Annotated in this window: 22 protein-coding genes and 1 tRNA gene; 10 read left to right on the top strand and 13 right to left on the bottom strand. The window is 61.4% G+C overall.

Annotation, left to right across the window (positions count from 1 at the left end; all coding sequences use genetic code 11):
* The first annotated feature begins 18 nt into the window (after nt 1-18).
* From ACZ5ZH_RS12030 to gltB, 4 genes are all read left to right on the top strand, one after another.
* A complete protein-coding gene (locus tag ACZ5ZH_RS12030; RefSeq protein WP_464775189.1) occupies nt 19-150 on the top strand; it encodes a hypothetical protein in 132 nt (43 codons plus the stop codon).
* Nucleotides 132-941 (top strand): undecaprenyl-diphosphate phosphatase, encoded by an 810-nt coding sequence (locus ACZ5ZH_RS12025; RefSeq protein WP_464771658.1) that lies wholly within the window; start codon nt 132-134, stop codon nt 939-941. The genes ACZ5ZH_RS12030 and ACZ5ZH_RS12025 overlap by 19 nt, the downstream gene beginning before the upstream one ends.
* Before the next feature lie 163 nt (nt 942-1104).
* Nucleotides 1105-2556, top strand: coding sequence for an NAD(P)-dependent oxidoreductase (locus ACZ5ZH_RS12020; protein ID WP_464771657.1), 1452 nt, complete (start codon nt 1105-1107; stop codon nt 2554-2556).
* A 644-nt stretch (nt 2557-3200) separates the two neighbouring features.
* Nucleotides 3201-7742 (top strand): glutamate synthase large subunit, encoded by a 4542-nt coding sequence (gene gltB, locus ACZ5ZH_RS12015; protein ID WP_464771655.1) that lies wholly within the window; start codon nt 3201-3203, stop codon nt 7740-7742.
* Between the two features lie 81 nt (nt 7743-7823).
* On the opposite strand, the gene ACZ5ZH_RS12010 is transcribed toward gltB, so the two are convergent.
* Nucleotides 7824-8306 carry a hypothetical protein gene (locus ACZ5ZH_RS12010; protein ID WP_460987162.1) on the bottom strand — a complete coding sequence of 161 codons (483 nt, stop codon included), beginning with the start codon at nt 8304-8306 and terminating at the stop codon, nt 7824-7826.
* A 151-nt stretch (nt 8307-8457) separates the two neighbouring features.
* On the opposite strand from ACZ5ZH_RS12010, the gene ACZ5ZH_RS12005 reads away from it, so the two are divergent.
* Nucleotides 8458-8544: transfer RNA gene (locus tag ACZ5ZH_RS12005), tRNA-Leu, on the top strand.
* A 359-nt stretch (nt 8545-8903) separates the two neighbouring features.
* Here the strand turns inward: ACZ5ZH_RS12005 and ACZ5ZH_RS12000 are convergent.
* From ACZ5ZH_RS12000 to ACZ5ZH_RS11985, 4 genes are all read right to left on the bottom strand, one after another.
* Nucleotides 8904-9089 carry a hypothetical protein gene (locus ACZ5ZH_RS12000; RefSeq protein ID WP_449470759.1) on the bottom strand — a complete coding sequence of 62 codons (186 nt, stop codon included), beginning with the start codon at nt 9087-9089 and terminating at the stop codon, nt 8904-8906.
* Entirely contained in the window at nt 9086-9277 is a 192-nt protein-coding gene (locus tag ACZ5ZH_RS11995; RefSeq protein WP_449470757.1) for a hypothetical protein, read from the bottom strand. The genes ACZ5ZH_RS12000 and ACZ5ZH_RS11995 overlap by 4 nt, the downstream gene beginning before the upstream one ends.
* Nucleotides 9278-9392: 115 nt before the next feature.
* Nucleotides 9393-9764: a DUF6481 family protein gene (locus ACZ5ZH_RS11990; RefSeq protein ID WP_449470756.1), complete on the bottom strand. Its 372-nt coding sequence runs from the start codon at nt 9762-9764 to the stop codon at nt 9393-9395.
* Nucleotides 9765-10017: 253 nt separating this feature from the next.
* The gene (locus ACZ5ZH_RS11985; RefSeq protein WP_464771654.1) at nt 10018-10356 is read right to left on the bottom strand and encodes a hypothetical protein; all 339 of its coding nucleotides are present in this window, start codon (nt 10354-10356) and stop codon (nt 10018-10020) included.
* Nucleotides 10357-10467: 111 nt separating this feature from the next.
* Between ACZ5ZH_RS11985 and ACZ5ZH_RS11980 the strand changes: the two genes are divergently transcribed.
* Nucleotides 10468-10827, top strand: coding sequence for a hypothetical protein (locus ACZ5ZH_RS11980; protein ID WP_464771653.1), 360 nt, complete (start codon nt 10468-10470; stop codon nt 10825-10827).
* A 40-nt stretch (nt 10828-10867) separates the two neighbouring features.
* Nucleotides 10868-11188, top strand: a complete 321-nt coding sequence (locus ACZ5ZH_RS11975; protein WP_449470751.1) for a hypothetical protein — start codon at nt 10868-10870, stop codon at nt 11186-11188.
* Nucleotides 11189-11508: 320 nt separating this feature from the next.
* Here ACZ5ZH_RS11975 and ACZ5ZH_RS11970 read toward each other — a convergent pair whose 3' ends face one another.
* The 4 genes from ACZ5ZH_RS11970 to ACZ5ZH_RS11955 form a co-directional block, all read right to left on the bottom strand.
* On the bottom strand, nt 11509-12288 hold the full coding sequence (locus tag ACZ5ZH_RS11970; RefSeq protein ID WP_464771652.1) for a transglutaminase-like domain-containing protein: 780 nt from the start codon (nt 12286-12288) through the stop codon (nt 11509-11511).
* A gap of 221 nt (nt 12289-12509) precedes the next feature.
* On the bottom strand, nt 12510-13364 hold the full coding sequence (locus tag ACZ5ZH_RS11965; protein ID WP_464771651.1) for a sigma-70 family RNA polymerase sigma factor: 855 nt from the start codon (nt 13362-13364) through the stop codon (nt 12510-12512).
* On the bottom strand, nt 13361-13816 hold the full coding sequence (locus ACZ5ZH_RS11960) for a carboxymuconolactone decarboxylase family protein (protein ID WP_464771650.1): 456 nt from the start codon (nt 13814-13816) through the stop codon (nt 13361-13363). Before ACZ5ZH_RS11960 ends, ACZ5ZH_RS11965 begins: the two co-directional genes overlap by 4 nt.
* 384 nt (nt 13817-14200) lie before the next feature.
* Complete coding sequence (locus tag ACZ5ZH_RS11955; RefSeq protein WP_464771649.1) at nt 14201-16687, bottom strand: autotransporter domain-containing protein; 2487 nt, start codon at nt 16685-16687, stop codon at nt 14201-14203.
* Nucleotides 16688-17181: 494 nt separating this feature from the next.
* Here ACZ5ZH_RS11955 and ACZ5ZH_RS11950 point away from each other — a divergent pair, with 494 nt between their 5' ends.
* Nucleotides 17182-17418 (top strand): hypothetical protein, encoded by a 237-nt coding sequence (locus ACZ5ZH_RS11950; RefSeq protein ID WP_464771648.1) that lies wholly within the window; start codon nt 17182-17184, stop codon nt 17416-17418.
* A gap of 267 nt (nt 17419-17685) precedes the next feature.
* Here ACZ5ZH_RS11950 and ACZ5ZH_RS11945 read toward each other — a convergent pair whose 3' ends face one another.
* A complete protein-coding gene (locus tag ACZ5ZH_RS11945) occupies nt 17686-17856 on the bottom strand; it encodes a hypothetical protein (protein ID WP_464775188.1) in 171 nt (56 codons plus the stop codon).
* Nucleotides 17857-18165: 309 nt separating this feature from the next.
* Here ACZ5ZH_RS11945 and ACZ5ZH_RS11940 point away from each other — a divergent pair, with 309 nt between their 5' ends.
* Nucleotides 18166-19692, top strand: coding sequence for an AcvB/VirJ family lysyl-phosphatidylglycerol hydrolase (locus ACZ5ZH_RS11940; protein WP_464771646.1), 1527 nt, complete (start codon nt 18166-18168; stop codon nt 19690-19692).
* 14 nt (nt 19693-19706) lie between these two features.
* Entirely contained in the window at nt 19707-21128 is a 1422-nt protein-coding gene (locus ACZ5ZH_RS11935; RefSeq protein ID WP_464775187.1) for a hypothetical protein, read from the top strand.
* A gap of 19 nt (nt 21129-21147) precedes the next feature.
* Here ACZ5ZH_RS11935 and ACZ5ZH_RS11930 read toward each other — a convergent pair whose 3' ends face one another.
* The 3 genes from ACZ5ZH_RS11930 to ACZ5ZH_RS11920 form a co-directional block, all read right to left on the bottom strand.
* Entirely contained in the window at nt 21148-21714 is a 567-nt protein-coding gene (locus ACZ5ZH_RS11930) for a DUF4337 domain-containing protein (protein ID WP_464771644.1), read from the bottom strand.
* Nucleotides 21715-21725: 11 nt separating this feature from the next.
* Nucleotides 21726-22517 (bottom strand): transporter, encoded by a 792-nt coding sequence (locus ACZ5ZH_RS11925; protein WP_464772649.1) that lies wholly within the window; start codon nt 22515-22517, stop codon nt 21726-21728.
* A gap of 66 nt (nt 22518-22583) precedes the next feature.
* Nucleotides 22584-24524 carry a DUF4838 domain-containing protein gene (locus tag ACZ5ZH_RS11920; RefSeq protein WP_464771643.1) on the bottom strand — a complete coding sequence of 647 codons (1941 nt, stop codon included), beginning with the start codon at nt 24522-24524 and terminating at the stop codon, nt 22584-22586.
* Between the last annotated feature and the right edge of the window lie 46 nt (nt 24525-24570).

The following is a 24570-nucleotide window of genomic DNA, read 5'->3' as shown; positions in this document are numbered from 1 at the left end:
TGACGGGATGGCGCGGCGATGAGCGTTGCCGTGCATTGCACGCGCGTCCCGCATCTGCACAATAAGCGCGATCTTTCCTCCGCCGGGTTCCGCGCGGATTTCCCTTTCCAGTTCAAGGACCAGAGCCGCCCATGGACCTCCATTTTCTGACGGTCATCCTGCTTGGCATCGTCGAGGGGCTGACCGAATTCTTGCCGGTGTCATCGACCGGGCACCTGATACTGGCGAGCGAGTTGCTGGGCTATGATGCAGCAACCTGGGCAATGTTCAACGTCATCATTCAGCTGGGCGCGATTTTGGCGGTGGTGGTGCTGTACTGGCGGACGTTTTGGGCGGTGGCGATGGGGCTGCTGCGCAAGGAACCCATGAGTTGGCGGTTTCTGCGCAACCTGCTGGTCGCCTTTCTGCCGTCCGTCGTGGTCGGGCTGGCGATGCATGATTATATCGAAGTGCTGCTGGGTGCGCCTCAGGTGGTTGCCTGGGCGCTGATCATCGGCGGCATCGCCATATTGGCGATCGAGCGGATGGCGAAGGATAACCGCTTTCACGGCATTGCCGACATCCCATTGGCGCGAGTGATCGGCATCGGGTTCATCCAGTGCATTTCCATGATCCCGGGGGTTAGCCGGTCGGGCGCGACAATCATGGGCGCGCTGGCGCTGGGCGTCGAGCGGCGGACGGCGGCGGAGTTCAGCTTCTTTCTGGCTATCCCGACGATGCTGGGCGCATCGACGCTGGAGCTGCTGAAAAAGGGCAGCGCCGTCACCTCGGCGACCGTGGGTTGGGGCAGCATCGCGCTGGGCTTTGTCGTGTCTTTCATCGTCGCGCTGCTGGTTATCCGGTGGTTCGTCGGCTTGGTTTCTCGCCAGGGTTTTGTCCCCTTTGCCTGGTATCGGATCATCGCTGGGACGGGCGCGCTCATATGGTTGTGGTTAAGGTAGGGCCGAATCGGTCATAGATTTAGCCTTACCGATCGCCCGTTCGATCAAGCGTGTTGGAAATAGTCTCAGTTTAGGTCAGCTAGCATGACCTTTATGCTCGAATCCGCGTGACTTTGGCGGTTTTTCTGCTATGTGAGCCCTGAATAGATTTTAGGGACTCATCATGGCTGACAATCCGATGCTGAAATTCGTGGGAACGGGCCAAGCCTATCCCGAGAAGCGTTCGGCCGACGATCGCGCCGACGATTTCCTGGAAATTAGCAGCAGCTTCCTGCTGGAAAGAGCCGAAGAGCAGGCGGCGCGTTGCTCGCAATGCGGTGTGCCTTATTGCGCGACGCATTGCCCGTTGCACAATCATATCCCCGACTGGCTGCGCCTGACGGCCGAGGGACGGCTGCGCGAAGCCTATGAGCTGTCGAACCTGACCAGCACGATGCCGGAGATTTGCGGCCGCATCTGCCCGCAGGACCGGCTGTGCGAAGGCAATTGCGTCATCGAATTTTCAGGCCATGGCGCGGTCACGATCGGCTCTGTCGAAAAGTTCATCACCGACACCGCCTGGAAAGAAGGCTGGGTTGAGCCGCTGGTGCCTGGCAAGCCGCTGGGTCAGTCGGTGGGCGTCATCGGGGCGGGTCCGGCGGGGCTCACAACCGCCGAATATCTGCGCGTGGCGGGCTATGAGGTGCATGTCTATGACCGGCACGACCGCGCGGGCGGGCTGCTGACCTATGGCATCCCCGGCTTCAAGCTGGAAAAGGATGTGGTCATGCGCCGGGTCCAGCGCCTGAAGGACGGCGGCATTGTCTTCCATGAAGGCTTTGAGGTCGGCCGCGATGCGTCGATGGAAGAGTTGCGCAGCCGCCATGACGCCATCCTGATCGCCACCGGCGTCTACAAGCCGCGCGACATCAAGGCGCCGGGGGTCGGCGCGCCGGGCGTGGTCAAGGCGCTCGACTTCCTCATCGCTTCCAACAAGGCCGGGTTTGGTGACGCAGTGCCGGAGCATGAGGACGGCTCCCTGCATGCCAATGGCAAGAAGGTCGTCGTCATCGGCGGCGGCGACACGGCGATGGACTGCGTCCGCACGGCCGTGCGTCAAGGTGCGACTTCGGTGAAGTGCCTCTATCGCCGTGACCGGGAAAATATGCCGGGATCGCAGCGCGAGGTGCAGAATGCCGAGGAGGAAGGCGTCGAGTTCGTCTGGCTTTCCGCGCCGATCGCGTTTGAGGGCACGGAACATGTCACCGGCGTCAAGGTGACGAAGATGCGCCTTGGCCAGCCCGACGCTTCGGGCCGCCGCGCGCCGGAGGCCGATCCGGGCACCGAACACACGCTGGACGCTGATCTCGTCATCAAGGCGCTGGGCTATGATCCCGAAGAGCTGCCCAAGCTGTTCGGCGCGGAGGATCTGTCGGTCACCCGCTGGGGCACGCTGCGTGTCGATCACAAGACGATGATGACGTCGATGGACGGCGTGTTCGCCGCTGGCGACATCGTGCGGGGCGCTTCGCTGGTGGTGTGGGCGATCCGCGACGGGCGTGATGTGACCGAGCATATGCACCGCTATCTGAAGGCGAAGGCCAAGGCGGTGGCTGGCGAGAGGGTTGCGGCGTGATGCGGGCGCTTTTCCTGTTGGCTGGTATCTGCGGCATACCAGCAATGGCGGTAGCGCAACCCGCAGACCGCCTTCCTGTGCCGGGGAAGTCGGCGATCGCGCTTGCACATCGCTTAATAGAGCGGAGCGGGCCACGGTTTGAGTTTAGCGAAGATCAAGCCCAAAGATCGCTCCTCCGCTCGTTGGTAGGTTCAATCCGGGCCTATAAGCCAGCCAGCTGCGATCCCTCAATTGCTGCTTGCAAAGCCACGGCCGACAAGTTGGCGACCGAAGGGGCAAGAGAATATGTTGTGTTAAGAACGACTGCTCTCGAAGAGGGCTATGGAGCCTTGTTCGAAAGTCAGATGTCGGCAGAGGATATCACCGCTGCCTATGCATTTGTCGGCTCCACTCCCGGGGCAAAATTTGCTTCTGCACTGACCAGCAGCGAAATGCCGCCTTTGCCAGTCATTTCCTATGTGTCGCAACGGACACGAGAGTTTGAGGAAGCGCTTTATGATCGCTTTCTCCGAGAAACTGCTTCGCTACCGCGCAGGATATTGCGAGTCCCCCCTCCGCCTGTTTTGCCAAGCAAACAGAAGCGGCCATGAGGCCTCCGCAAGTGAACGAATACCAGTGATACCCGGATCAAGGGAACCGAAGTGATGACCGATCAGACCCGATATATGGCGAGCCCCGAAGAGCGCGCGCGCCTGGCTGCCGAGGGCATGTATCATCCGGAGATGGAAGGCGATGCCTGCGGCGTCGGCCTTGTCGCCGCGACGGATGGCCGGGCGAGCCGCCGCGTGGTCGCTTCGGCGATCGATGCGCTGAAGGCCGTGTGGCACCGTGGCGCGGTCGATGCGGATGGCAAGACCGGCGATGGCGCGGGCATTCATGTCGACCTGCCGGTGCGCTTCTTTGACGATGCGATCGCGGATTCCGGGCATAAGCCCCTGCCCAACCGGCTGGCCGTCGGCATGATCTTCCTGCCGCGCACGGATTTGAGCGCGCAGGAGACCTGCCGCACGATCGTCGAATCCGAGATCATCGAGGCGGGCTACACCATCTATGGCTGGCGTCAGGTGCCCGTCGATGTGTCCGTCATTGGCGAGAAGGCGCAGCGCACCCGTCCCGAGATCGAGCAGATCATGATCGCCGGGCCGATGCCCGAAGAGCGCGATCAGGTCGAATTTGAGAAGGACCTCTACCTCATCCGTCGCCGGATCGAGAAGAAGGTCATCGCCGCGCAGATACAGGATTTCTACATCTGTAGCCTGTCGTGCCGGTCGATCATCTATAAGGGCCTGTTCCTCGCTGAATCGCTGTCGGTCTTTTATCCAGACCTGCGGGACGAGCGGTTCGAGAGCCGGGTCGCGATCTTCCACCAGCGCTATTCGACCAACACCTTCCCGCAATGGTGGCTGGCCCAGCCGTTCCGCACGCTCGCGCATAATGGTGAGATCAACACCATTCGCGGCAACAAGAACTGGATGAAGAGCCACGAGATCAAGATGGCTTCGCTGGCCTTCGGGGATCATTCGGAGGACATCAAGCCGGTGATCCCGGCGGGTGCGTCGGATACCGCCGCGCTCGACGCCGTGTTCGAGGCGATCTGCCGGTCTGGCCGCGACGCGCCGACGGCCAAGCTGATGCTGGTGCCCGAGGCGTGGCAGGCGGCTGCGGGCGAAACGCCGCAGAGCCATGTCGACATGTATGAATATCTCGCCTCCGTGATGGAGCCGTGGGACGGCCCTGCCGCGCTGGCGATGACGGATGGCCGCTGGGTCGTGGCGGGCGTCGATCGCAATGCGCTGCGGCCGCTGCGCTACACACTGACCGGCGACAATCTGCTGATCGTGGGTTCGGAGACCGGCATGGTCGTCGTGCCCGAAACCACCATCGTCAAGAAGGGCCGCATGGGTCCCGGGCAGATGATCGCCGTCGATTTGCAGGAAGGCGCAATCTATGACGACCGCGCGATCAAGGACCAGATTGCGGGCGAGCGACCCTATGCCGAGCTGATCAAGGACTTCATGAAGGTCGGTGATCTGCCCGAGGCGCAAAGCACCCTGCCCGCGTGGGACAAGGCGGAGCTGACGCGCCGTCAGGTGGCCGCTAACCTGACGTTGGAGGACATGGAGCTGATCCTGGCCCCGATGGTCGAGGATGCGAAGGAAGCCGTGGGCTCCATGGGCGATGACACGCCGCTGGCCGTCATTTCCGACAAGCCGCGCACGGTCAGCCATTTCTTCCGCCAGAATTTCAGCCAGGTCACCAACCCGCCGATCGATTCCCTGCGCGAACGGCATGTGATGAGCCTGCGCACCCGCTTTTCCAACCTGCACAATATCCTGGAGCAGGATACGCAGAACAGCCATGTGCTGGTGCTGGAATCGCCCGTTCTGGTCTCGTCCGAATGGGCGCGGCTAAAGGCGCATTTCGGGCCTGCGGTGGCGGAAATCGACTGCACCTTCCCGGCGGAAGGTGGGCAGGAACAGCTGCGCTCCGCGATTGCCCGCATCCGGGAGGAAGCGGAGCAGGCCGTGCGTGAAGGGCGCACCGAAATCTTCCTGACCGACGAGCATGTCAATGCCGACAAGGTAGCGATCGCGGGCGTGCTGGCGGCGGCGGCAGTGCACACGCATCTGGTCCGCAAGGGGCTGCGCAGCTACGCGTCGATCAACGTGCGGTGCGCCGAAGCGCTCGACACCCATTATTTCGCGGTGCTGATCGGCGTCGGTGCGACCACGGTGAACGCTTATCTCGCCGAGGCCAGCATTGCCGATCGCCATGCGCGCGGCCTGTTCGGCGATTTGACGCTGGAAGCCTGCTTCGAACGGTTCCGCGTCGCCATCAACGAAGGCCTGCTGAAGATCATGTCCAAGATGGGCATTGCCGTCATCAGCAGCTATCGGGGCGGCTATAATTTCGAAGCGGTGGGCCTGTCCCGCGCGCTGGTCAACGACTTGTTCCCCGGCATGCCCGCCAAGATTTCAGGCGAAGGCTATGCGTCGCTGCATCATAATGCGGTACTCCGGCATGAGGCGGCCTATGACAGCGCGGTGGTGCGCCTGCCGGTCGGCGGCTTCTACCGTCAGCGCAACGGCGGCGAGAGCCACGCTTATTCGGCGCAGCTGATGCACCTGTTGCAGACGGCGGTCGGGACGGACAGCTATTCGACCTATCTGCAATTCTCGCGCGGCGTGCGGGATTTGCCGCCGGTCTATCTGCGCGACCTGCTGGAGTTCAACTTCGCGCGGGAGGCAGTGCCGATCGACGAGGTCGAAGCCACGACCGAAATCCGCAAGCGCTTCGTGACGCCGGGCATGTCGCTGGGCGCGCTGTCGCCGGAAGCGCATGAGACGCTGGCGATCGCGATGAATCGCATCGGCGCCAAGGCCGTGTCAGGCGAAGGCGGCGAGGATGCGGCCCGCTTCAAGCCCTATGAGAATGGCGACAATGCGAACAGCGTGATCAAGCAGATCGCGTCGGGCCGCTTTGGCGTTCATGCGGAATATTTGGGGTCCGCCGAAGAGATCGAAATCAAGGTCGCACAGGGCGCCAAGCCCGGCGAAGGCGGCCAGCTGCCCGGTTTCAAGGTGACCGAGTTCATCGCGAAGCTGCGCCACTCGACGCCCGGCGTGACGCTGATCTCGCCGCCGCCGCACCATGACATCTACTCGATCGAGGATCTGGCGCAGCTCATTTACGACTGCAAGCAGATCAACCCGCGCGCGCGGGTGTGCGTGAAGCTGGTCAGCCAGGCGGGTATCGGCACGGTGGCGGCGGGCGTCGCGAAGGCGCATGCCGACGTCATCCTGATCGCGGGCCATGTCGGCGGCACGGGCGCGTCGCCGCAGACATCGATCAAATATGCGGGCACACCTTGGGAAATGGGGCTTTCCGAAGCCAATCAGGTGCTGACGCTCAATGGCCTGCGCCATCGGGTGAAGCTGCGCACGGACGGCGGCCTTAAGACCGGGCGCGACATCGTGATCGCGGCGATTTTGGGCGCGGAAGAGTTCGGCATCGGCACGCTCTCCCTGGTGGCCATGGGCTGCATCATGGTGCGCCAGTGCCACAGCAACACCTGCCCCGTGGGCGTGTGCGTGCAGGATGAAAAGCTGCGCCAGAAGTTCACCGGTACGCCGGAGAAGGTCATCAACCTCATGACCTTCATCGCCGAGGAAGTGCGCGAAGTGCTGGCGCGGCTGGGCTATCGCAGCCTGGACGAAGTGATCGGGCGCACGGACCTGCTGAAGCAGGTTAATCGCGGTGCCGAGCATCTCGACGACCTCGATTTGAACCCCATCCTGGCCAAGGTGGACGCGCCTGATGACCAGCGGCGCTTCAGCCTCACCGCATGGCGCAACGAGGTGCCCGACAGCCTGGACGCGCAGATGATGCGCGATGCCAAGGCCGTGTTCGAGCGGGGCGAGAAGATGCAGCTGACCTATACGGTGCGCAACACGCATCGTGCGGTTGGCACCCGTCTGTCGGCGGCGGTGACCGAGCGGTTCGGCATGTCTGCCCTAGCGGACGGGCACCTGACCGTGCGGCTGCGGGGGTCGGCCGGTCAGTCGCTGGGCGCGTTCCTGTGCAAGGGCATCACGCTGGAAGTCTTTGGCGATGCTAATGATTATGTGGGCAAGGGCCTGTCGGGCGGCACCATCGTCGTGCGCACGACGGTTTCCTCGCCGCTGACGAGCAAGGACAACACCATCATCGGCAACACCGTCCTCTACGGCGCGACGGCGGGCAAGCTGTTCGCGGCGGGACAGGCGGGTGAACGCTTCGCCGTCCGCAACTCGGGCGCGCAGGTGGTGGTCGAGGGTTGTGGCGCCAATGGCTGCGAATATATGACCGGCGGCACGGCGGTGATCTTGGGGCGCACGGGCGCGAACTTCGGCGCGGGTATGACCGGCGGCATGGCCTTCATCCTGGACGAGGACGGCAGCTTCGAACGGCGCGCCAACCCGGAAAACATCATCTGGCAGCGGCTGGAAAGCGCCCATTGGGAAGCGCAGCTAAAGGCGCTGATCGCCGAGCATGCGGTCACGACCGACAGCAAATGGTCGAACACGATCCTGGATGATTGGGATCGCTGGCGGCGTCATTTCTGGCAGGTTTGCCCCAAGGAGATGGTGCACCGGCTGACCCATCCTTTGAGCGATGCAAGCGCCGAGGTGGTGGCTGCGGAATAGGATGAGGGGGAGGAAAGGCAGAGCGCTTTCCTCCCCTTTTGCTTGGGTCAGCCAGTGCGTCGGGCCTCTGCGCTGCCTTGCCTAATAGGGAACGGGTGAAACGGCAGGCGCAGAATCGAATTTCGCGCCATTGCCTTGCGCCAGTTGCGTCGGCTGCGGCTGCGCATCGTCACCGTTCGCAAACCGGTCTATGTTGGCTGGCAGTCTGTGCATCGGCGATGGCGGGGCATCCTCAAGCGGTTGCCAATCGTCGGCTTGCTGATCCTGCGCTTCATAATGCTGCACAACCGGATCATCATAGCCGCTCCAGCCCGCAGTCATGCTTGCCATTTGCCGGTCTGCGAGGGTCGGGCCGCACCCCTTGCAGTTGATCTCCTCAGGCCCGGCGAGATCGGTGCTGCTTTCCGATTGCGCGACCGAGATAGGTGACGCGGGATAGGAGGAGGATTGCACATCGGTGAAGGACAGCCGTGGCGGCGTCGTCGCGTAGAGGCCAAGGCCTAGCCCACTGACCAACGCGGCCCCCGCGCTCGCCAAGCTGAACAACCAGAAACGGGGGGACATGCGACCTTCTCCTCTTCCGCGCTCGCCTGAATCATCGCCAACACCCGGCAAAAGAAACGCACATGAAGATCGGTTGTTGCATGGGTCCAAGGCCTTTGCTAAGGGCCGCCTCCTACCAAGGCACCGGCACCGCCGGTTTCCCTTCAGATGTGCGGTCGTGGCGGAATTGGTAGACGCGCAACGTTGAGGTCGTTGTGGCCGAAAGGCCGTGGAAGTTCGAGTCTTCTCGACCGCACCATTCAGTTTGACAAGGTAACTAATTTTCGCCTTCGGGCATGCTGCGCCTGAGGAATGGCGCAGTTCTGAAGGGTTTGCCGGCGTGGTTTTTGGGCACGTGGGTCAGAGATGCTATCCTCGCATCTGCTCAGGCTGCGTAGTTTTCAACCTGATCTAGAATTTATCTCCGCAACCCTATTGCCGATTTTGTTGCATCGTACGATGGTCGCGGCGGAGCGGCAGCTTCCGGCTCCCGCTGCCCGGAAAGTCGCCAGTCAGCAAACGGCCATCGTACGATGCAGGAGTTGAAAAAGCGGCTGGTCCGCAGCTAGGGCCAGAAATTTGGCGGCCGAACGGCTACAAAGGGTCAAACTCAGCGAATTACGCCTCGGCGAGCGCTTCCATTACTGCATCGAGGTCGCCCCTGACGACGATGTAATGCCCCTTTTCGAAATTAATGGCGCTGGCTTGATCAGTTCCTCTGTAACGTCGAACAAAGCTGACACGGTCTGCATTAATCGCGAGGACATCGCCATCGGGCGTCTCGAATTTGATGTAACCGTTCATGGAATTTCCGCCTCAGGGCCGGACGGAGCAGATCCGCCGCCTTTCTTGGCTTTATGCTTCGCAAGCAATTCGTCCAGTTCCGCTATACGGATGCGCTCCGGAGTATCCTTTGCAAGGCCTTTCAGCCTGCATTCGGCCCACAGGCTTCGGCGTTCCGACTCCAGTGCCTTCTGATACAAATCGGCCATACTGTTCTCCAGAATTAGCGTGGATGCTGCGTGTCGGCACGTTGCCCTGAGCAACTCGCCCTGGACGGTGCGCGTCGGGCATCCTCGCAACCCTCCTGTAGGAGGGCGGCATCAGCTATTTATTTCGAGCTTTGCGCGCAGCGTAGCGAGCATCCCGAGCGGCTTTCATTTCAGCAGCGCTGGGGGGCGTCAGCCTCGCGGCCTTGAGTGCTGCCGCAGCCTCAGCCGCGGCTTGTTTTTCAGCTTCCGCCGCCTGCTCGGCCGCTCTGCGTTCCGCCTTTTGAGCTTTGGCTAAAGCAGCGGCTTCAGCCTTGGCCGCCCGCTCGATTGCAATTGCTTGATCCTGCGCTTCGCGCGCTCGACGCCGTTCCGCCATAACTGCCTCGTCGATGGGCGGCTTGGCTTTCAGTGCATCCAAGGCCTTTTGCTTGGCCGATCCTGCTGCGGCAATACGGTCTTGGAACGAGGGAGCTTTATAGGAAGGCAATGTTTATCCTTGAACATTCGATTTAGATGACGCACCGCGTGTTGCAAAGGCACGTCGTATTTGCCGTTGAAGCCAGAGCCGCTAGCAAAAAACCTTCTTGATCTCAAGGTCGCGGGATTGCGCGATACGAATGCGATCCCTTCGGTCTGATCCGCACTGCCGCTTTCTGACCACCGATCTTCCATTCCCTGGGTCCAGGAGGTCATGACTCCTGTTATCGAACGAGGGACTGTAGCGCCGACAGTCCGCCCGATCAGCGTTGCTTCTTCGCGATGGTCGCCGTGAAGTCCGGATCCTTCTTCGCCACCCAGTCGACGAATTTGCGCACGTTGTGATTTTCCAACAGGCCCGCCACCTCCATCCCGTGGCGTTGAAGTTCGGAATTGGTGAAGTTGGCAATCAGCGTCTGCTGGCAAATGGAGTGCATCGGCACGACATCGCGCCCGCCGCGGCTCTTGGGTATGGGGTGATGCCAGACGATGGTCTTGCCGGTTGGTCGGCCGCACAGCCAACAGGGCACGGAGGCTTCAGGAGCCTCATCTTCCTGTGGGAGATGGTCATAGGGATCGTATTTCGAACGCTTGCGGGCCATGGGTCGATTTAACCGCCTGATTGTCTGTCGGCTATAGCGATGCGCACTGCTGCATTATACGGGCAAGTACATCAATCCACGCCTTGCCGAGAACTGGAATGGGAAACAGCGATGACGGATTCATTGAAACCATGGGACGGAGAACAGGTCCGCATGTGGCTGGAACGCCGGATTGAGGCGTCAAGGCTGGATCAGGCGGCGGCGGACCGGCGCGGTTATGAGGCGCGCGACGACTATGACAAGGCCGCTGCCGAGGAGTGGGTTTGTCGCGCGCTGAGGCATGGCGATTGCCCCCAAAAGCAGGCCGCGTTCGCCAATCGCCTTAAGGAACTGATCGGCCAGAACGAATATCCGGCGACGAGCATCCATGACGATATACGGTTCGAGCGGCATGTTCGCAGTCACCTCAGGAAGCTGGCCAGGATGACCAAGGCGAATGAGGGGTTCGGGAAGACGCTGCACTATCAGTGAAGGGGGTGAAGTACCGACATCTGCATGCTAGGGGCGAACCATGTCCAATATCCGCAGCCATGGCGGCACAGTCGAAATCGACGGATTCAAATATGACTGGGAACTGCTGAGCGAGCCCCAGCTATCCTCTGGTGATGGCTGGAAGGGCATGACTGTCTCGTTGCGTCAGCAAGACATGCCGCGCGAGGCCATACTGGAATTTCCTACGCCCAAGCGCCTGATGAAAGGATTGCCGAAAGGGCGTTCCCACATCAACGACACGATTGCCGCACGGGGCGTGCGGGCGGCGTTATTGGCAGGATGGGATCCTGCGTCACGAGGTAAAACGATGATTTTCACAGTCGATGCCAACGGCGACTAGGGGCGATAGTCAAAGCCATATGAACGGCCGCGATCCCTACATCTCCGCTCCGAACGCGTCAGTCCGAAATCGGCCAGTCTTGGGCATGCAGAATGAAGAAGCAGACCGACCGCAGTTGAGAACGGAAAATTAGCGGCTGAACAACCGGGATGGGTCGGAAGCCCCTGAGAGCTCATGGGGTGGACCGTCGCTCCCATTTGATGCGCCAGACGTCCGCGTCGTCGTGCGGCCGGCCTGAAGCGCGAATAGATGGAAGAACGCGTATCAATTCCGGTAGGGGTCTGGACAAACCATCCTCGCAGAATTGACCCGGACGGTCTTTAGGTCACGGGGGTTACCTGAAGCGATTGGCTTTGCATCTCGACACTGCCGTAGCTGGTAAGGAATGACACGTCGGCGGCATCGCGGCCGACGCCGATCTTCGCCATCGTGTCGGGCGTAGACATGCCCGTCGGATCTACCATGTACCAGGTGTTGTCGAGGAAGACTTCGGCCACAGCATGGAAGTCTTGCGGTTCCACGCCGATGCCGTAAACGCTGCAGAAGCGCGCAGGGATGGCGCTCGCCCTTGCCATGCTGATCATCAGGTGCGCGAAGTCGCGGCAGACACCATCACGCGAATGGTAGGTGTCCATGGCACCGGTTGCTGCGGTCGAGCTGCCCGCCTCGTAAGTCAGATTCGCGCCGATCCAATCACGGATCGCAGCCACGCGCTGCCCGCCGATGGTGTCACCGAACAGGTCAGAAACGATGGGCTGAAACTCGTCCGAGGCGCAGTAGCGAGAGGGCAGGATGTACTCGATTACCTCACCCGGCAAACGGTGCGGGGGCACCGCGTCGAACTGGGCGATGTCGGCCGTCAGCCGGTTGATCTCGACCATGGCGTCGTATCGCACAGTCAGCTGACCCTGGGTGCGCAGCCAGATTCGGTCGCCGATGGTGTCGTGCCCCGCGATACGTGCAAAGTGTTCCGTTGGCGGCAGCTGGATGTACGCGTCGAGCACCCGCTGTTCAGGGATGATCGCCGCCTCCAGCTGCAGCAGCAGATCGGCCTTTTCAGGCACGTAGTAGTTGAGCTCGGTCGAGATCGCGATCTTCATGGGAAGTCTTTGCTTTAAGTGTGCTTCGCCGCACAAAGCCTGAGGCGCTCCTCAGCTCCTTCGGCGACGAATTAATTCTGGTAAAAGGGGCTTGCTGGCACCGGAGCGCAGGGCAAATCTCGTGTGATCTATCTGCTGAATAACGACCTTTCCGTGGATTGATTCCATCGCGCCAACGTCTGTAGTCGATCGCCGTTCGGTACATGATATGTCTGCAGCAATTAGTGGATCAGTTTTTCCACATGCCGGAGCTTGTCGGGGTTCCGCATGACATAGATCGCTTTCACATGGTCGTTTTCAATGAGCAGAGCTGTCGTCTGCAATATGCCATCTGCCTCTCGCGTGACAAAGCCGGGCAGACCATTCACGAAGGCCTGCTTGACCAACTCAGGATGACCGCGCCGCAGGCGAAAAATCGCGGATAGTCCGCGCAAAACCTCAACGGCGCCATCGAGAATACGGCTTGCCGCTGGACGTTTGCCGCCGCCGTCGGAATGGAAGCGCACATCGTCGGCGAGCAGCGAGCCGAGCTTCGCGGCATCGCCAGCCCGGGATGCTTCGTAAAAGGCTGCAACGATCGCCAGTCCATGGTCGCGTTCGACAGGAAATCGCGTTCGCTCACTGCGTACATGCTCCCGCGCACGGGCTGCAAGCTGGCGGCAGGCGCCAGCGTCTCGGCCGATGGACCGGGCTATATCATCGAAGCTCTCACCGAACAGGTCGTGAAGCAGGAATGCCGCTCGTTCGAGTGGGGAAAGGCGCTCAAGGGCAAGCATGAGGGGGAGGGTGACATCCTCCAGCGGTTCCGCCTCCACGATCGGGTCGGGGAGCCAGGGCCCGATATAGTCTTCCCGCCGCACCCGTGCGGACTTGAGGTGGTCGAGGCAGAGGCGTGTCACCATGCGGCGGAGAAAAGCGGCGGGGACGCGCACAGCTTGCCTGTCGGTTCTGGCCCAGCGGATGAATGCTTCCTGCAGCATGTCCTCCGCATCGGCCATCGAGCCGAGCATGCGATAGGCGACGCGCAGCAAGGCGGCTCGTTGCGCGTCGAAGCTGGTCACGCTATCGTCGGTCACGACGGCCAGCCGAGCGCGGGATCGTAGAGACGGAAGCCGACAGCCAGACGGTTCCAGCCGTTGATGATATTGATCGCCAGCGTCAGTTGCACTTGCTCCTCCGCGCTGAACTCCGACGCCAGCTCAGCATAAACATGGTCAGGTGCCCGCTTCGTGGCAACTTCCGTTAGACAGTCGGTCCAGCCGAGAGCTGCCCGTTCGCGGGCGCTGTAGCATGGCGCCTCCGCCCACGCACCGAGCAAATAGATGCGCTGCTCCGTCTCGCCCGCTTTGCGTGCATCGGACGTGTGCATGTTGAGGCAGTTGGCGCAGCCGTTGATCTGGGAGGCACGGATCTTGACCAGTTCCAGCAGGCTTTTTTCGAGACCGGATTTCTCCACCTGCATCGACAGATCGTACCAGGCTTTGAAAAGAGGCCCGCCAGCGGCGTAGACATCAGCGCGGTCATTCATGTGTCGGATCCTTTCATCGCTGTTGGATACCGTCATGACGAGGCAGAGGATGGCCGTGTGACATGCTCCGCATTTTTTTATCGGCTGTTCATTGCCATCTTCCCTGTGAGCGTTGTTCTGGCCACGTCGAGTATCTGCTTAAGAGAATGCAAGTTGATGGCTAAGTGACCGAAACGAGTGGGCGCCTCGTTGGGCAAAACACATAGGGCAGCTTTCAGCTGCCCAGTCTGCCCAGTCTGCCCAGGAGCCAGACCTTAGAGGCCCATGGTCTGGCCAGCGTCGCGTCCCCGACCGGCCCCTTAGAATGAAAATCCGGCCAAAGGCGTCTTCCGATCCTGTTCGCTATCAGGTGCCGCGGCCTGATCGACCGCGGCACCCGTGCATTCAGAAGCGGATGCGCAAGCCCGCCCTTCCGCCAGCGCCTTCAAGGCTGTTGGAGCCACCGCCGTTGCTGAAAGTGCGCACATAGTTGGCCTCCAAGAAGCCGGAAATGCCGCTCGTCTGGCCAATGGTGACGCCCAGAACCGCTTCACCATAATCCCTCATGCGGTCATTGGTGAAGGCGACCGTCTGCACGCCGTTACTAAAGCTTACCTCGTCCCGTCCCTTGAACTCGTGGACATAGTTGGCTCCTATATAGGGTGCCAGCACGGCCGTGTCCCCAATGTGCACCTGTCCGCCGACACGCCCACCGATGCGGCCCCGCAGGCCATCGTCCTCGTTAAAGTCCGCGGTGGTGCCAAGAACCGAGAAGTTGTCGATGTCCGAGCGCGTGTAGGACAGGCTTGCGGCAGGCTCGATGAAGAAGGCGTCGCTGCCGAACCGCAGACCGACCTCGCCACGTACACCATAGACGGAGCCATTGAATTTCTGTTTGAAGCCGCCGGTCGGGCTGTTGGCGTTGGCCCAATAATGATCATATTTGCCGAGGACGTTTGCAAATATGTTGCCCGAGGTGAAGCTGCCATAGACACCGGCATTCACCGCGTTGAAGGTGATCCTGTCCGGCGAAGCAGCGAAGTTTTGCGAGGAGTTTATATAGCCGCCGGTCACACCGAAGGCGAAGCCACCCTTTTCACCAACGCCACCACCGAAGTCGAAGCCGGCCTGTCCCCCGTAATAATCCTGCTTATAGCCTGTGTTGATGACACGGCTCTGCCCAAAGCTGGACACCGTCCGCCTTCCACCGCGATCCTCAACCGATCCGTGCATCTGTAGCCAGAACTTGCCGGAGTTCGCAGCATCGCCATGGGCCCAGAGTGAGTCGCGGCGCGACCGCAGTTGCGCGGTGACCACGTCTGCGGACTTCATCCACAGGCTGCGGGCGCCATCCACATAATTGAGCGTGCGGAACGCCGCGTCGCTTGGTCCGCCCGTGACGCTGTAGGACAGGGTAGCCGGGTCATAAGCGACTTCATATCGAACGAGGCCTGCATTCTGGAAGCCCCCGTTGAACTGAAAAGCCGACGCCGCGGACGGGGCACCCGCCTGAACGATGACGGCGCCCGAGGTGAAGATGGGTGCGGTAAGGGACGGCGTATCAAGCAGCACGGTCGTTGTCCCCGTGGCAGCACCACCCAGGATCAGACGATCGCTGCCGCCAGCCCGCACATCGACGCCCAACTGGCTTGCGCCCGTGCCCGAAAAGGTGCCCGGAAGCGTGAGGCTATCGCCCACTACACCGTTGCGCAGATCGATCAGGCCGGCGTTCGAAAAGCTCTCCAGACCCGTGAATGTCGATGCACCCGCCACCGTTGCGCCCGCGCCAAGGCTGACCACGCCAGTGTTGACGAAGGCGTCGGTTCCCGCTCCGAAATCGGGGTTGGGGCCAACGACGAATGTGCCGCTGTTGTTCACCGTATCGTTGCCGGCAGTCAGGACAATGTTGCTGGACAAGGAACCGCTGTTGTTGATCGTTGCCGGACCGCCAAGCGCCTGGACCGCCAAACCATTGGGATTGGAACCGATCGTGCCGGAGTTGGACAGGGTGCTGCCATTGACCGACGTTAGCGTGATGAGGTTGCCGTCAGCCGCTGATAAGCGACCATTCGGCCCCACAGTGACCAGCGCGAGATTTCCGCCCGTGACCGCCAACGCATCTGCGCCGAGGCCTGAAGCCGAAACCAGCCCATTTACCGTAGCACTGGCATTGTTGCTGGCCGTCACCGCGATCGCGCGCGACGTGTCGCCGCTGGCCGCGACATTATTCACGACTGCGCTGGCATTACCCGCCGTCCCCGTGACGGAGATGGCATCGGCGACTCCACCCAAGGAAGCACGACCCGCCGTCGTCACCGTGCCGGTGGAAATTACCGCTGCGTTGGCGCCCTGCGCGAAAATGGCGCTGCGGCTAGTCGCCGTGTCCGCAGGCAGCGCAGCGACGGTGCTGACATTGTTTGCGGTTACGAATGCATCGCCCGTTGCCGACACTGCCGAAATGCCTGCTCCACCGCGGCCGGTGGAGGTGACGTTGCCGGTCGTTATCACGCTGGCGGCGCCTGTGTCTGTTAGGGCGGAGACCGCCGTCGATCCCGCACCGGTCGTGGAGACCGATGCAAGTCCCACGTCTGCCGAACCGCCCAGGCTGGAAACCGTCACGCCATTGGAAAGCGCGCCGCTGGTCGCGATTGACGCGCCGCTGCCGTCGACTGCCAGATCACCCGCGCCGACCATCTGAACACCGGGGGTTGCAGGCGTAGCCGTCTGAATGGAAACGTCGGCCGGGAGAACAACCGTCAGGCCGGCCGTGGGAAGGTAGGTGATGCCGGCCGGATAGGGATTGCCGGATGCAGGACAGGAAACCAGACCGCCGGCCCCAGGCAGCGCGCCGCATTCATTCTGAGCCAGCGCGGTATTAGGCAAGGCCAACATCAAAATTCCGAGCGAACCTGCAAGGCCAGTCGCACCCAAAAGTGCGCGCGAAGACGTAGCATTCCGACGAGCGGAATGCCCAAATTTTTTCAAATCCATATATTGATCCCTTTTTTCCTCCCTGGCAGGGAGCTATATCGGGAAACGATGATGATAAATGAAAGTTCCCCCGTTTCTTCAATAACATTTTATTATAGATTAACATTCCATTGCCAAGTTATTACAATTTTAATATTGTACTTCCCCATAACCCGTCTTCAAAATTCCCATTAATATTGATATAGATTAAGAACTAGTCAGGTCGGGTATCTGAATTCAAAGTGGCCGACGATGCCTAGGGTGCAGCGGGTAGGTGCGGCGTTGCAACATGCAAGGTAACGTCAGCCACCCGCCGCATTCGTTCGCGGCGGTGTATCTCTGCGGTCGAAAGCATCGTGCCGACGAACGCACGCATTATCTCATGTTTCGTCGTTGGTTCGAACTACGGGGGCACGATGCCGCTCCACATCGATCGCGCCTGCGGGCACATCGATCGCTTCGTGGAAATCATATTCCGCACCAGCATTGATGACCTCGACACGCAGAAGGTGATCGACAGCGACGACAAGTTCGAAAAACTGTGTCGCGTTATTTCGCTCACCGAACAGCGCGGCTTCCGCCAGGTGGAAATCCTGCTCAATCATCCCCTGGTGCGCGACGACAAGGCGCTGATGAAGATCTTTGCCATCTGAGCCAAATCACTGGGCGCCCTATAACGATTGGCTCGCACGCCACAGGCGCCGCAATCGGAACCGATGGGAAAGGGTGATTGAACCGCCCCGGGTTTGCCGGAGGCTATTTGGTTTAAGTTACGCAGCCATGAATACGTCGTCCAGCACGGCATAATATTGCTCTTCGGCTCCGGCAGGTGGGATATCCCCCCTTGCGCGTGACAGGCGGAGCCTTCCGCTCCGGCTCCTCAACGGCGTCTTCGATTACCTCCTTCGGATTCGCCTCGTTCAGCAGCGCCTCAACCTCCGCGATTTCAAAGCCGATGGCGTCAAAGTCGAAGTCTGGCACCAGCGCTGACAGATCGCCCAGCTCCAGGCCAGCAGCTCGCGGTCCCAGCCAGCGAGCGCCGCCAGCCTGTTTACGGCAATGACATAGGCCTTGCGGTCGGCCTCGCTCATTCCTTCCAGAAGCAGAACCGGAATTTGGGGCGACATCAGGGAAAAGCAGGGAAGAGACGCGTTCGCTCCAGACTGCCCACTGCACCAACAGTCTTCACAGCAGGCAGAATTCACCCCCTTGGGGGCGCCCCGCATGATGCCGTGCTGCTCTGCGCCGTTTGCGGATGGATGCCCCCCCCCCCCGCGAGGCTTGAGGTAGGATTGAACAGCAGATCCGCGCCCTTCTTTCCGGCCGATTCCCCGCGCTGAGATTCCTTGGGTCACAGCCTGGGCTTCAGGCGGGCTTTGGCAGTGGGCGTAGCAAGGGCTATGGATGGGACAGTCGCCACATTGCTCAGGCTGCGGCGAAGCGCTACCGATGGTGGCGGGCGGCTGGATGGCGATAAGATGGAGACGCGGTCAGAAAAAATTAGCCGATCGGGCGCTGGCCGACTCTTGTTGTTTCTGGTCGCTTCACTCCTGATCCTGACGGATTTCGGACGAGCGGCGGCCGTGATCCATCGGCCTTCGCCGACGACGCCAGTTCGATCGGGCATGGCTCATTTCTCGGCCCTGTTGGGCAGGGTGGCAATGTTCCGGAGCAAGACCTCGCCGCGAGGGCTGGTCATCCTGCTATCTGATGCAAGGGGTTGGACGAAGGATGACCGCACGCTCGCCGATCGGCTGACGGCCGAGGGCGCGCTGGTCACCGGCATTTCGACCCCGGTCTTCCTGCACGCGCTCGGTTCGCAGAAGACATGCATCAATCCGAACTATGCCATCGTTCCGCTGGCGCGCGAAATTCAGCACTGGCTGGGCGTGCCTATGTATATGAAACCAGTGCTGGTGGGGCGAGGGCTGGGAGCCACGCTCGCCTATGCCACGCTCGTCACTGGGCCGGATGGGGCCTATCGCGCGGTGGTCACAGCTGGGTTTCGCCCATTTCTGCCGGGCCCGACCCATTGGTGCAAGTCGGCCATGCTCTCGCTGACGGCCCGCACATATTCTCACGCTGGCCGGACGATCGCCCCCGTGGCACGTCTGGCTTCCCCCTGGATCAGTTTGAATAGGAATGGCGCAGATGCGCAGGCCGCTGACTTCGCACAATATCGTGGCGCCACGGCGGTCGGGCTTGATCCGCATTTCAGTCTCGATGCGCAACTCGCGGCGCAAGTGAAGCCATTCCTTGCGGCCCGGTATGCCGCGCCAGGATCTTCGCAAAATCTTGTGCCAATGCCTGCGAACCTGCCGATCACCATCGTTGACGATCCCGCCGCGCGGCGCACCGACAGGATGGCGGTGATCTATTCCGGGGACGGCGGATGGGTCGGCCTGGACAAAGGGGTCGCCGCGGAACTGGCAAAGGCAGGGGTGCGGGTCGTGGGAGTGGATAGCCTGTCCTATTTCTGGAGCGAAGGCACCCCGGCCGGTGCCGCCGCCGATCTCGCCTCCATCATCCGGAGCTATTCGCAACATTGGGGTCGCCCCAAGGTCTTGTTGGTCGGCTACAGCTTTGGTGCGGATGTATTGCCCTATATTGCGGGGCATCTGGCCCGGCCCGTGCGATCGCAAGTGAAGGGAATGGCGTTGCTCGGCCTCAGCGGAACGGCGGATTTCCAGTTCCATCTGAGCAACTGGCTGAACATGAGTTCGACAGGCGCCTACCCGACCATTCCCGCCATAACGCGGCTGCGCGGCGTGCCGATGCTATGCATCCGGGGCAATCTGGAAACCGACAGCGCGTGCCCTGACATCCCACGGGGCATAGCAACGGTCGTCACGGTGCCCGGCGGACATCATTTTGAACGCAACGCGCCATTTCTGGTGGCCCAAATCCTCCGGCACATGCCCAGATGATGGAAGCACAGGACATGCCCACCACCGCAGGGTCGCAGCAGGTGACTTCGGCCTCATCCCATTGGCCGATCCTCGCCGCCTGCGCCCTACTGCTCGCGTCCCTGCTGCTTTTCTGGCCGGGGATCGCCGAATATGACTCGATCGTTCAATATCGGCAGGTTTTGAGCCAGAGTTACGACGACTGGCATCCTCCCATCATGGCTCGCCTCTGGGCCGTGCTGTCCTTCGCCCGACCAAGCACCGCGCCGATGTTCATAATTCAAATGGCCGGTTACTGGATCGGGATCGGGCTGCTCGGCCGGGCACTTGGCCAGCGAAAGACCGTCGTCCTGCTCGCCCTGGGCGCGACACCGCTTCTGCTGGGCTGGCTCGCCATCGTGGTCAAGGACAGTCAGCTCGTGGGCGCGCTCACCCTTGCCATTGGCCTGATTGCCACGTTCCGCCTGCGCGAACGGCCCATTCCGCCATTTGCCTTCGTCATCGTCGTCCTGTGCCTGATCTATGCAACGCTGGTTCGCGCGAACGGGGCATTCTCGACCGTCCCGCTGGCGTTTCTGCTGGTGGCGCGTCCCCGGAACGAATTTTTCCGCCTCGCCGCGATGATCGCCACCATTCCCGTGGTCCTGCTCCTTTCCCAACCGATCAACCACAGCCTGCTGGGTGCGCGGGACAGTGGGGTACGCAGCAGCCAGCCCATATATGATCTTGCAGCTATTGCCGTTCGGACGGGCGACCCGGCAACAGGCGTCTCTACTCAAGCGATCCGGACGCTCGCGGCGCATCATTGCGTCAAGCCGCTGTTCTGGGATCCGCTGGGTGAAAACGCCTTTTGCGCGTCCGCAATCCGGCCATGGGACAAGATGCCCCTCGGTCAGCTTTATGGGCAGTTTGCCAAGGCTGTCATTGCGCATCCCTACGCCTATATCGCGCACCGGCTTGGCCATCTGAATTCGACCGAGCGCTGGCTGGTGCCCCTGCATTGGCCGCTGGCCGCACCGCCCGCCCGATCAGAGCCCAATGACCTGGGTTTCCCCAATCCCTCGTTCATGGCGACGCGGTGGCAGGGGGTGGCTGGATTGCTGACCGAAACGCCTGTGGCGTGGCCGATCTTCTGGGTCGTTGCGGCGTCGTGGGGGTTGTGGAACTGCTGGTGTCGGCCCGAGGGAACGCAGCGCGAACTCGCAACGGCCCTGTTCGTTTCGACGCTCTTTCAGGAAGCGAGCTTCATCCTGCTCAGCATATCGTCCGACCTTCGCTATCATCTCTGGGCGATGCTGGCGACGGCGCTAGGCTGGATCATCCTGTGGCGACGCGACGATGCCGTTCGCGGAAAAAGGTCGGCCGCGCTGGTGATTGCGCTGGTTATTCTGTCGGGCACTGTCGCCCGATTCACCTTGCCGATCCCACCCGCGCGCTATGCGAGCCTGATGAACTGAGAGCCGGATCGGCGCGGGATCAGCCAAGGAAATGGCTGAGTATGTCCGGGTGAAACGCCCAACCGGCAAAGCCGCACAGGCCCAGGAACATTCCGAACGCGCCGAACATCCAGCCGACGCCGAGCAGCCAGGCGCTTTCCACCAGCGCAGCGACGGCGGCGAGTGATATGGCGGTGGAAATCATTGCCTCGCTCACGTCGAATTGGTCGTCATGGACGTTGAGGGCATCATAAAGGGCGGAATCGGCCTTTGCTTGCCGAGCCAAAACAGGCACTTCCCGGATATATTTCGCGATGCTGGCATCAAGCGCATCGACGGTGCGTTTCGACAGCGCCTGCCGATGAGGCGTGTCGGCCAGAAGGACAATCTGACTGCGGCTGGTCTGGCTGATATGCAATTTTGCCTTGGCCGCCTGATATTCATTCCAGCTGTCTACTGCGTTGGACTGCGCCTGCTGCATGGCCTGGACTATGTTGCCATCCTTGATGTTGCACAGGCCCGTGAAGATGGAGAGGATGACGACCGTGATCGCGACCATGCGATTAAGCCGCTTGTCCTTCGCCTCTGCATTCAGTTCGACTTCCATGGCGTCCTCTATCAAAAGCGCCGGGCGAGACCGACATGGATGCGCCTTTCAGGCGTGTCGTGATTGAGACCGAATTCGGAGCCGATATCGACCTGAGCAGCCTTGCCAACCATCAGTGCGGCGGAAAGGCCCGCGACGGCCTGCGTGCTCATTCTCCCTGCATCATCGTCGCGCATCACGGCGCCCTCGATAGCAAGGTTGAACACCGGACTTGCGGAGAAGTTGATACCGCCCGCCGAACCATAGGCCAGATGCCGCCCCTTTCGGTCGCTGTCCACGGCTGCGTCTATCTCCGGCGTGAGCAGCAGGGAAAGCTTCTCCGCCACGGGCACGTTGATGGGAAGCTGCACGCCGCCGCCCCAATCACCCGCGCCAATGGCGCTGCCACCGGTCGGCACGCTGATCCAGGGCAGAAGAGCGGCCGACAGATCGTGTCCATCGGGGTCGATCAGGTTGCGCTTGATCCCGATGCTGACGTCGCCTGAGCCTGATTGCCGTTGGACGTCGCCGGTTCGGCGATCGCGGGTGCGGACGATGCCGGCGGCGGTCCAGCCCAGGCGCAGCTCGGCATGCTCCGCGATGCCATAGCGCAGTGCGACGTCGCCCAACAAAATGGTATCGCTTACCGAGTCCGGCGATGTGTCATGCGTCCAGTCGACGGCCGATGTTTCCACCGATAACGCGCCCGGTTCAAGGGTGCAGGGCGGCGTGTCCAAGCCGGGGCGATCGGGACAATAGTCCCGCGCCGCCGCCCCATTCGCCAGAACCGTCAAAAGGGCAGCGACGGGCACGAAGAGCTTCATCACGGCTCTGGGCTAATTGCCGCCGCATGCATTGTAAAGCAGCGCCTTCACGCGCATTTGCTCAGGTCAATTCCAGCTCTCACCCTCGACCCAGGCGCAATGATCGAAATTTGCGATCCACATGCGTTCGTGCGTCCGCCGGAACTGGATAAGGGCATCGGCCGCCTGCCCGGCCGCTTCGGACTTCTGCACCCCGCCCGCACTGCGCTCGCTGGCCGCCCGGCAGCAGAGCCGCGCATGTTCCAGCCCGAATTGCAGGAAGTTCACCCGCTCAGCCGCTTGCGGATCATGCGCCGCAGATTGCGCGGCTCTGGACAGAAGTTTTTGCCCGGCTGCAAAGCTTCCTTCCGGATAGACGATGGCCGCTGCCCTGGCCCAGCTTTTCCAGCGCGACGCCTTCAATTCGGCGAAGGTCTGCTCCAGCCTTCCGCTAAGGTTCATCGTGTAATTTTCCCAATGCTCGAAATAGGCCCTCACGTCCGCAGCGGCGGGGCCGAAGCAGGCATAATATTCCTCCAGCAACGCATTGGCATCTGCGTCCGGCTGAGACTGAAGACGCATCAGCAGGTAGAGCGTCGGGCCTTGCGTCGCCCATTGCCCGGTGAGGGAATCGAAGTCGGTGCCCCCCAGGCCGTTTGTGGCCGCGTTCCGGAATTCGTCCGCAAACTGGTGGGCGAAGATGAACGGCATGCAATAGCCATCGAGGAAATGGTTCGTGCGCAGGAAGATGCGCGCGCCAGTGTTTGCCCAGCCGCGCCATTGCTTCTTCATCCACTCCTGCACTGCGGCCGTGCGCGGGTAGAACCATGACGAAGGACAGAAGCCGACGAGAATGTTCTTGTTGAGCCGCACGCCAGAAGTCGGCGGCGCGAAATAGTTGAAATAGGCGTAGCCCACGACCGTGACGTCCGGATTATCCCGCGCCGCGAGGCGCTGGATTTCGAGCCAGGAGCGCGCATACCGATCCGTCACGAAAGGATGGCGGGCCATTTTCGATTGGGGTGGAATGAATGTCAGATAGTCGGGCGGTGGAGGGCTATCGAGAGCGCGACAAAGCGCGCATTCGCAGAGCCCGGGCATGTCATTTTCGACCGCGTTGATGAAGCTTGCCCCTGGTCTGGCGCCGCCCTTCTCGCGCCAGAGGGTGACGATCTGTTGGTGTAGACCGGGGTCGGCGATCGACATCGAAAAGCGGGCGCCCGGCTTTACCGGCCCGCGCCGTCCATCGACGAGCTGGAACCATTCGGGGTGCTGATCGCCATATTTGGCCCACCAGTCGCCAAAGGCATGGCCATAGCCAATGTGCTGGCGGCGGCCCATCCGGTGGCGTCTGATGAATATGCGCTCCTCCGCACGGTAGTCCGCCCCCGCCGTGGTGGAAAAGCCGAGTTCGGGACGGTCAATCTTGGCCGGCTTGAACAGGCGAACATGACGCTGCATCAAATGGGGAGTGACGACCTCGTCGAGGCTCGGCACGATGAGGGATGCCGTTTTCGGCACCATAGTCCCCAGATCTCCGGGCCAAAGCCAGCGGACCTTCATGTAGTTTTGCAGAAAATGATAAACGCCAAACAGCGTGCCTGCGGTGACATCGGGGTCCAGCGGGTCGCCGGGGCCATCGCGCCCCGCGATACAGAAATTTCCTCCAATCGTGCGAAGGACGCAGGCTTCAGGGGCGAGGCTGCTGAGATCGATCGATGCGCGTGCAATGGCGGTATCACCCAGAAAGAAGAAACCTCCTGACGTGCTTTGCCCCGACGCTACGTGTTCCGGGATGATCTGGGGCAGCGTGCCGGTGGCCTTCGCGAGATGCGCGGCGAGTTCCCGCGCGGCATAGACGACGCAATCTTGCGGCTGATCCGGTATGACCAGCGGGCGGGGGATGCCGTCCTTAATAAGGGTTATGCTGGATAGGGATGTTGCCTGGCCTTGGCTTATGGTTGGCGCCGAAAGCAGGGCTGCCGCCGATCCGAAGGAAAATGTCCTGCGTGAAATGGCTTGTCCCATTGGCAGCCCTCCTCCCTTCTGATCAGGGTGCCCCCCTCTTAGTCCA

The sequence above is a fragment of the Sphingobium sp. TomMM7A genome (assembly GCF_055397305.1).
This window is presented reverse-complemented; position numbering and strand designations above follow the sequence as displayed.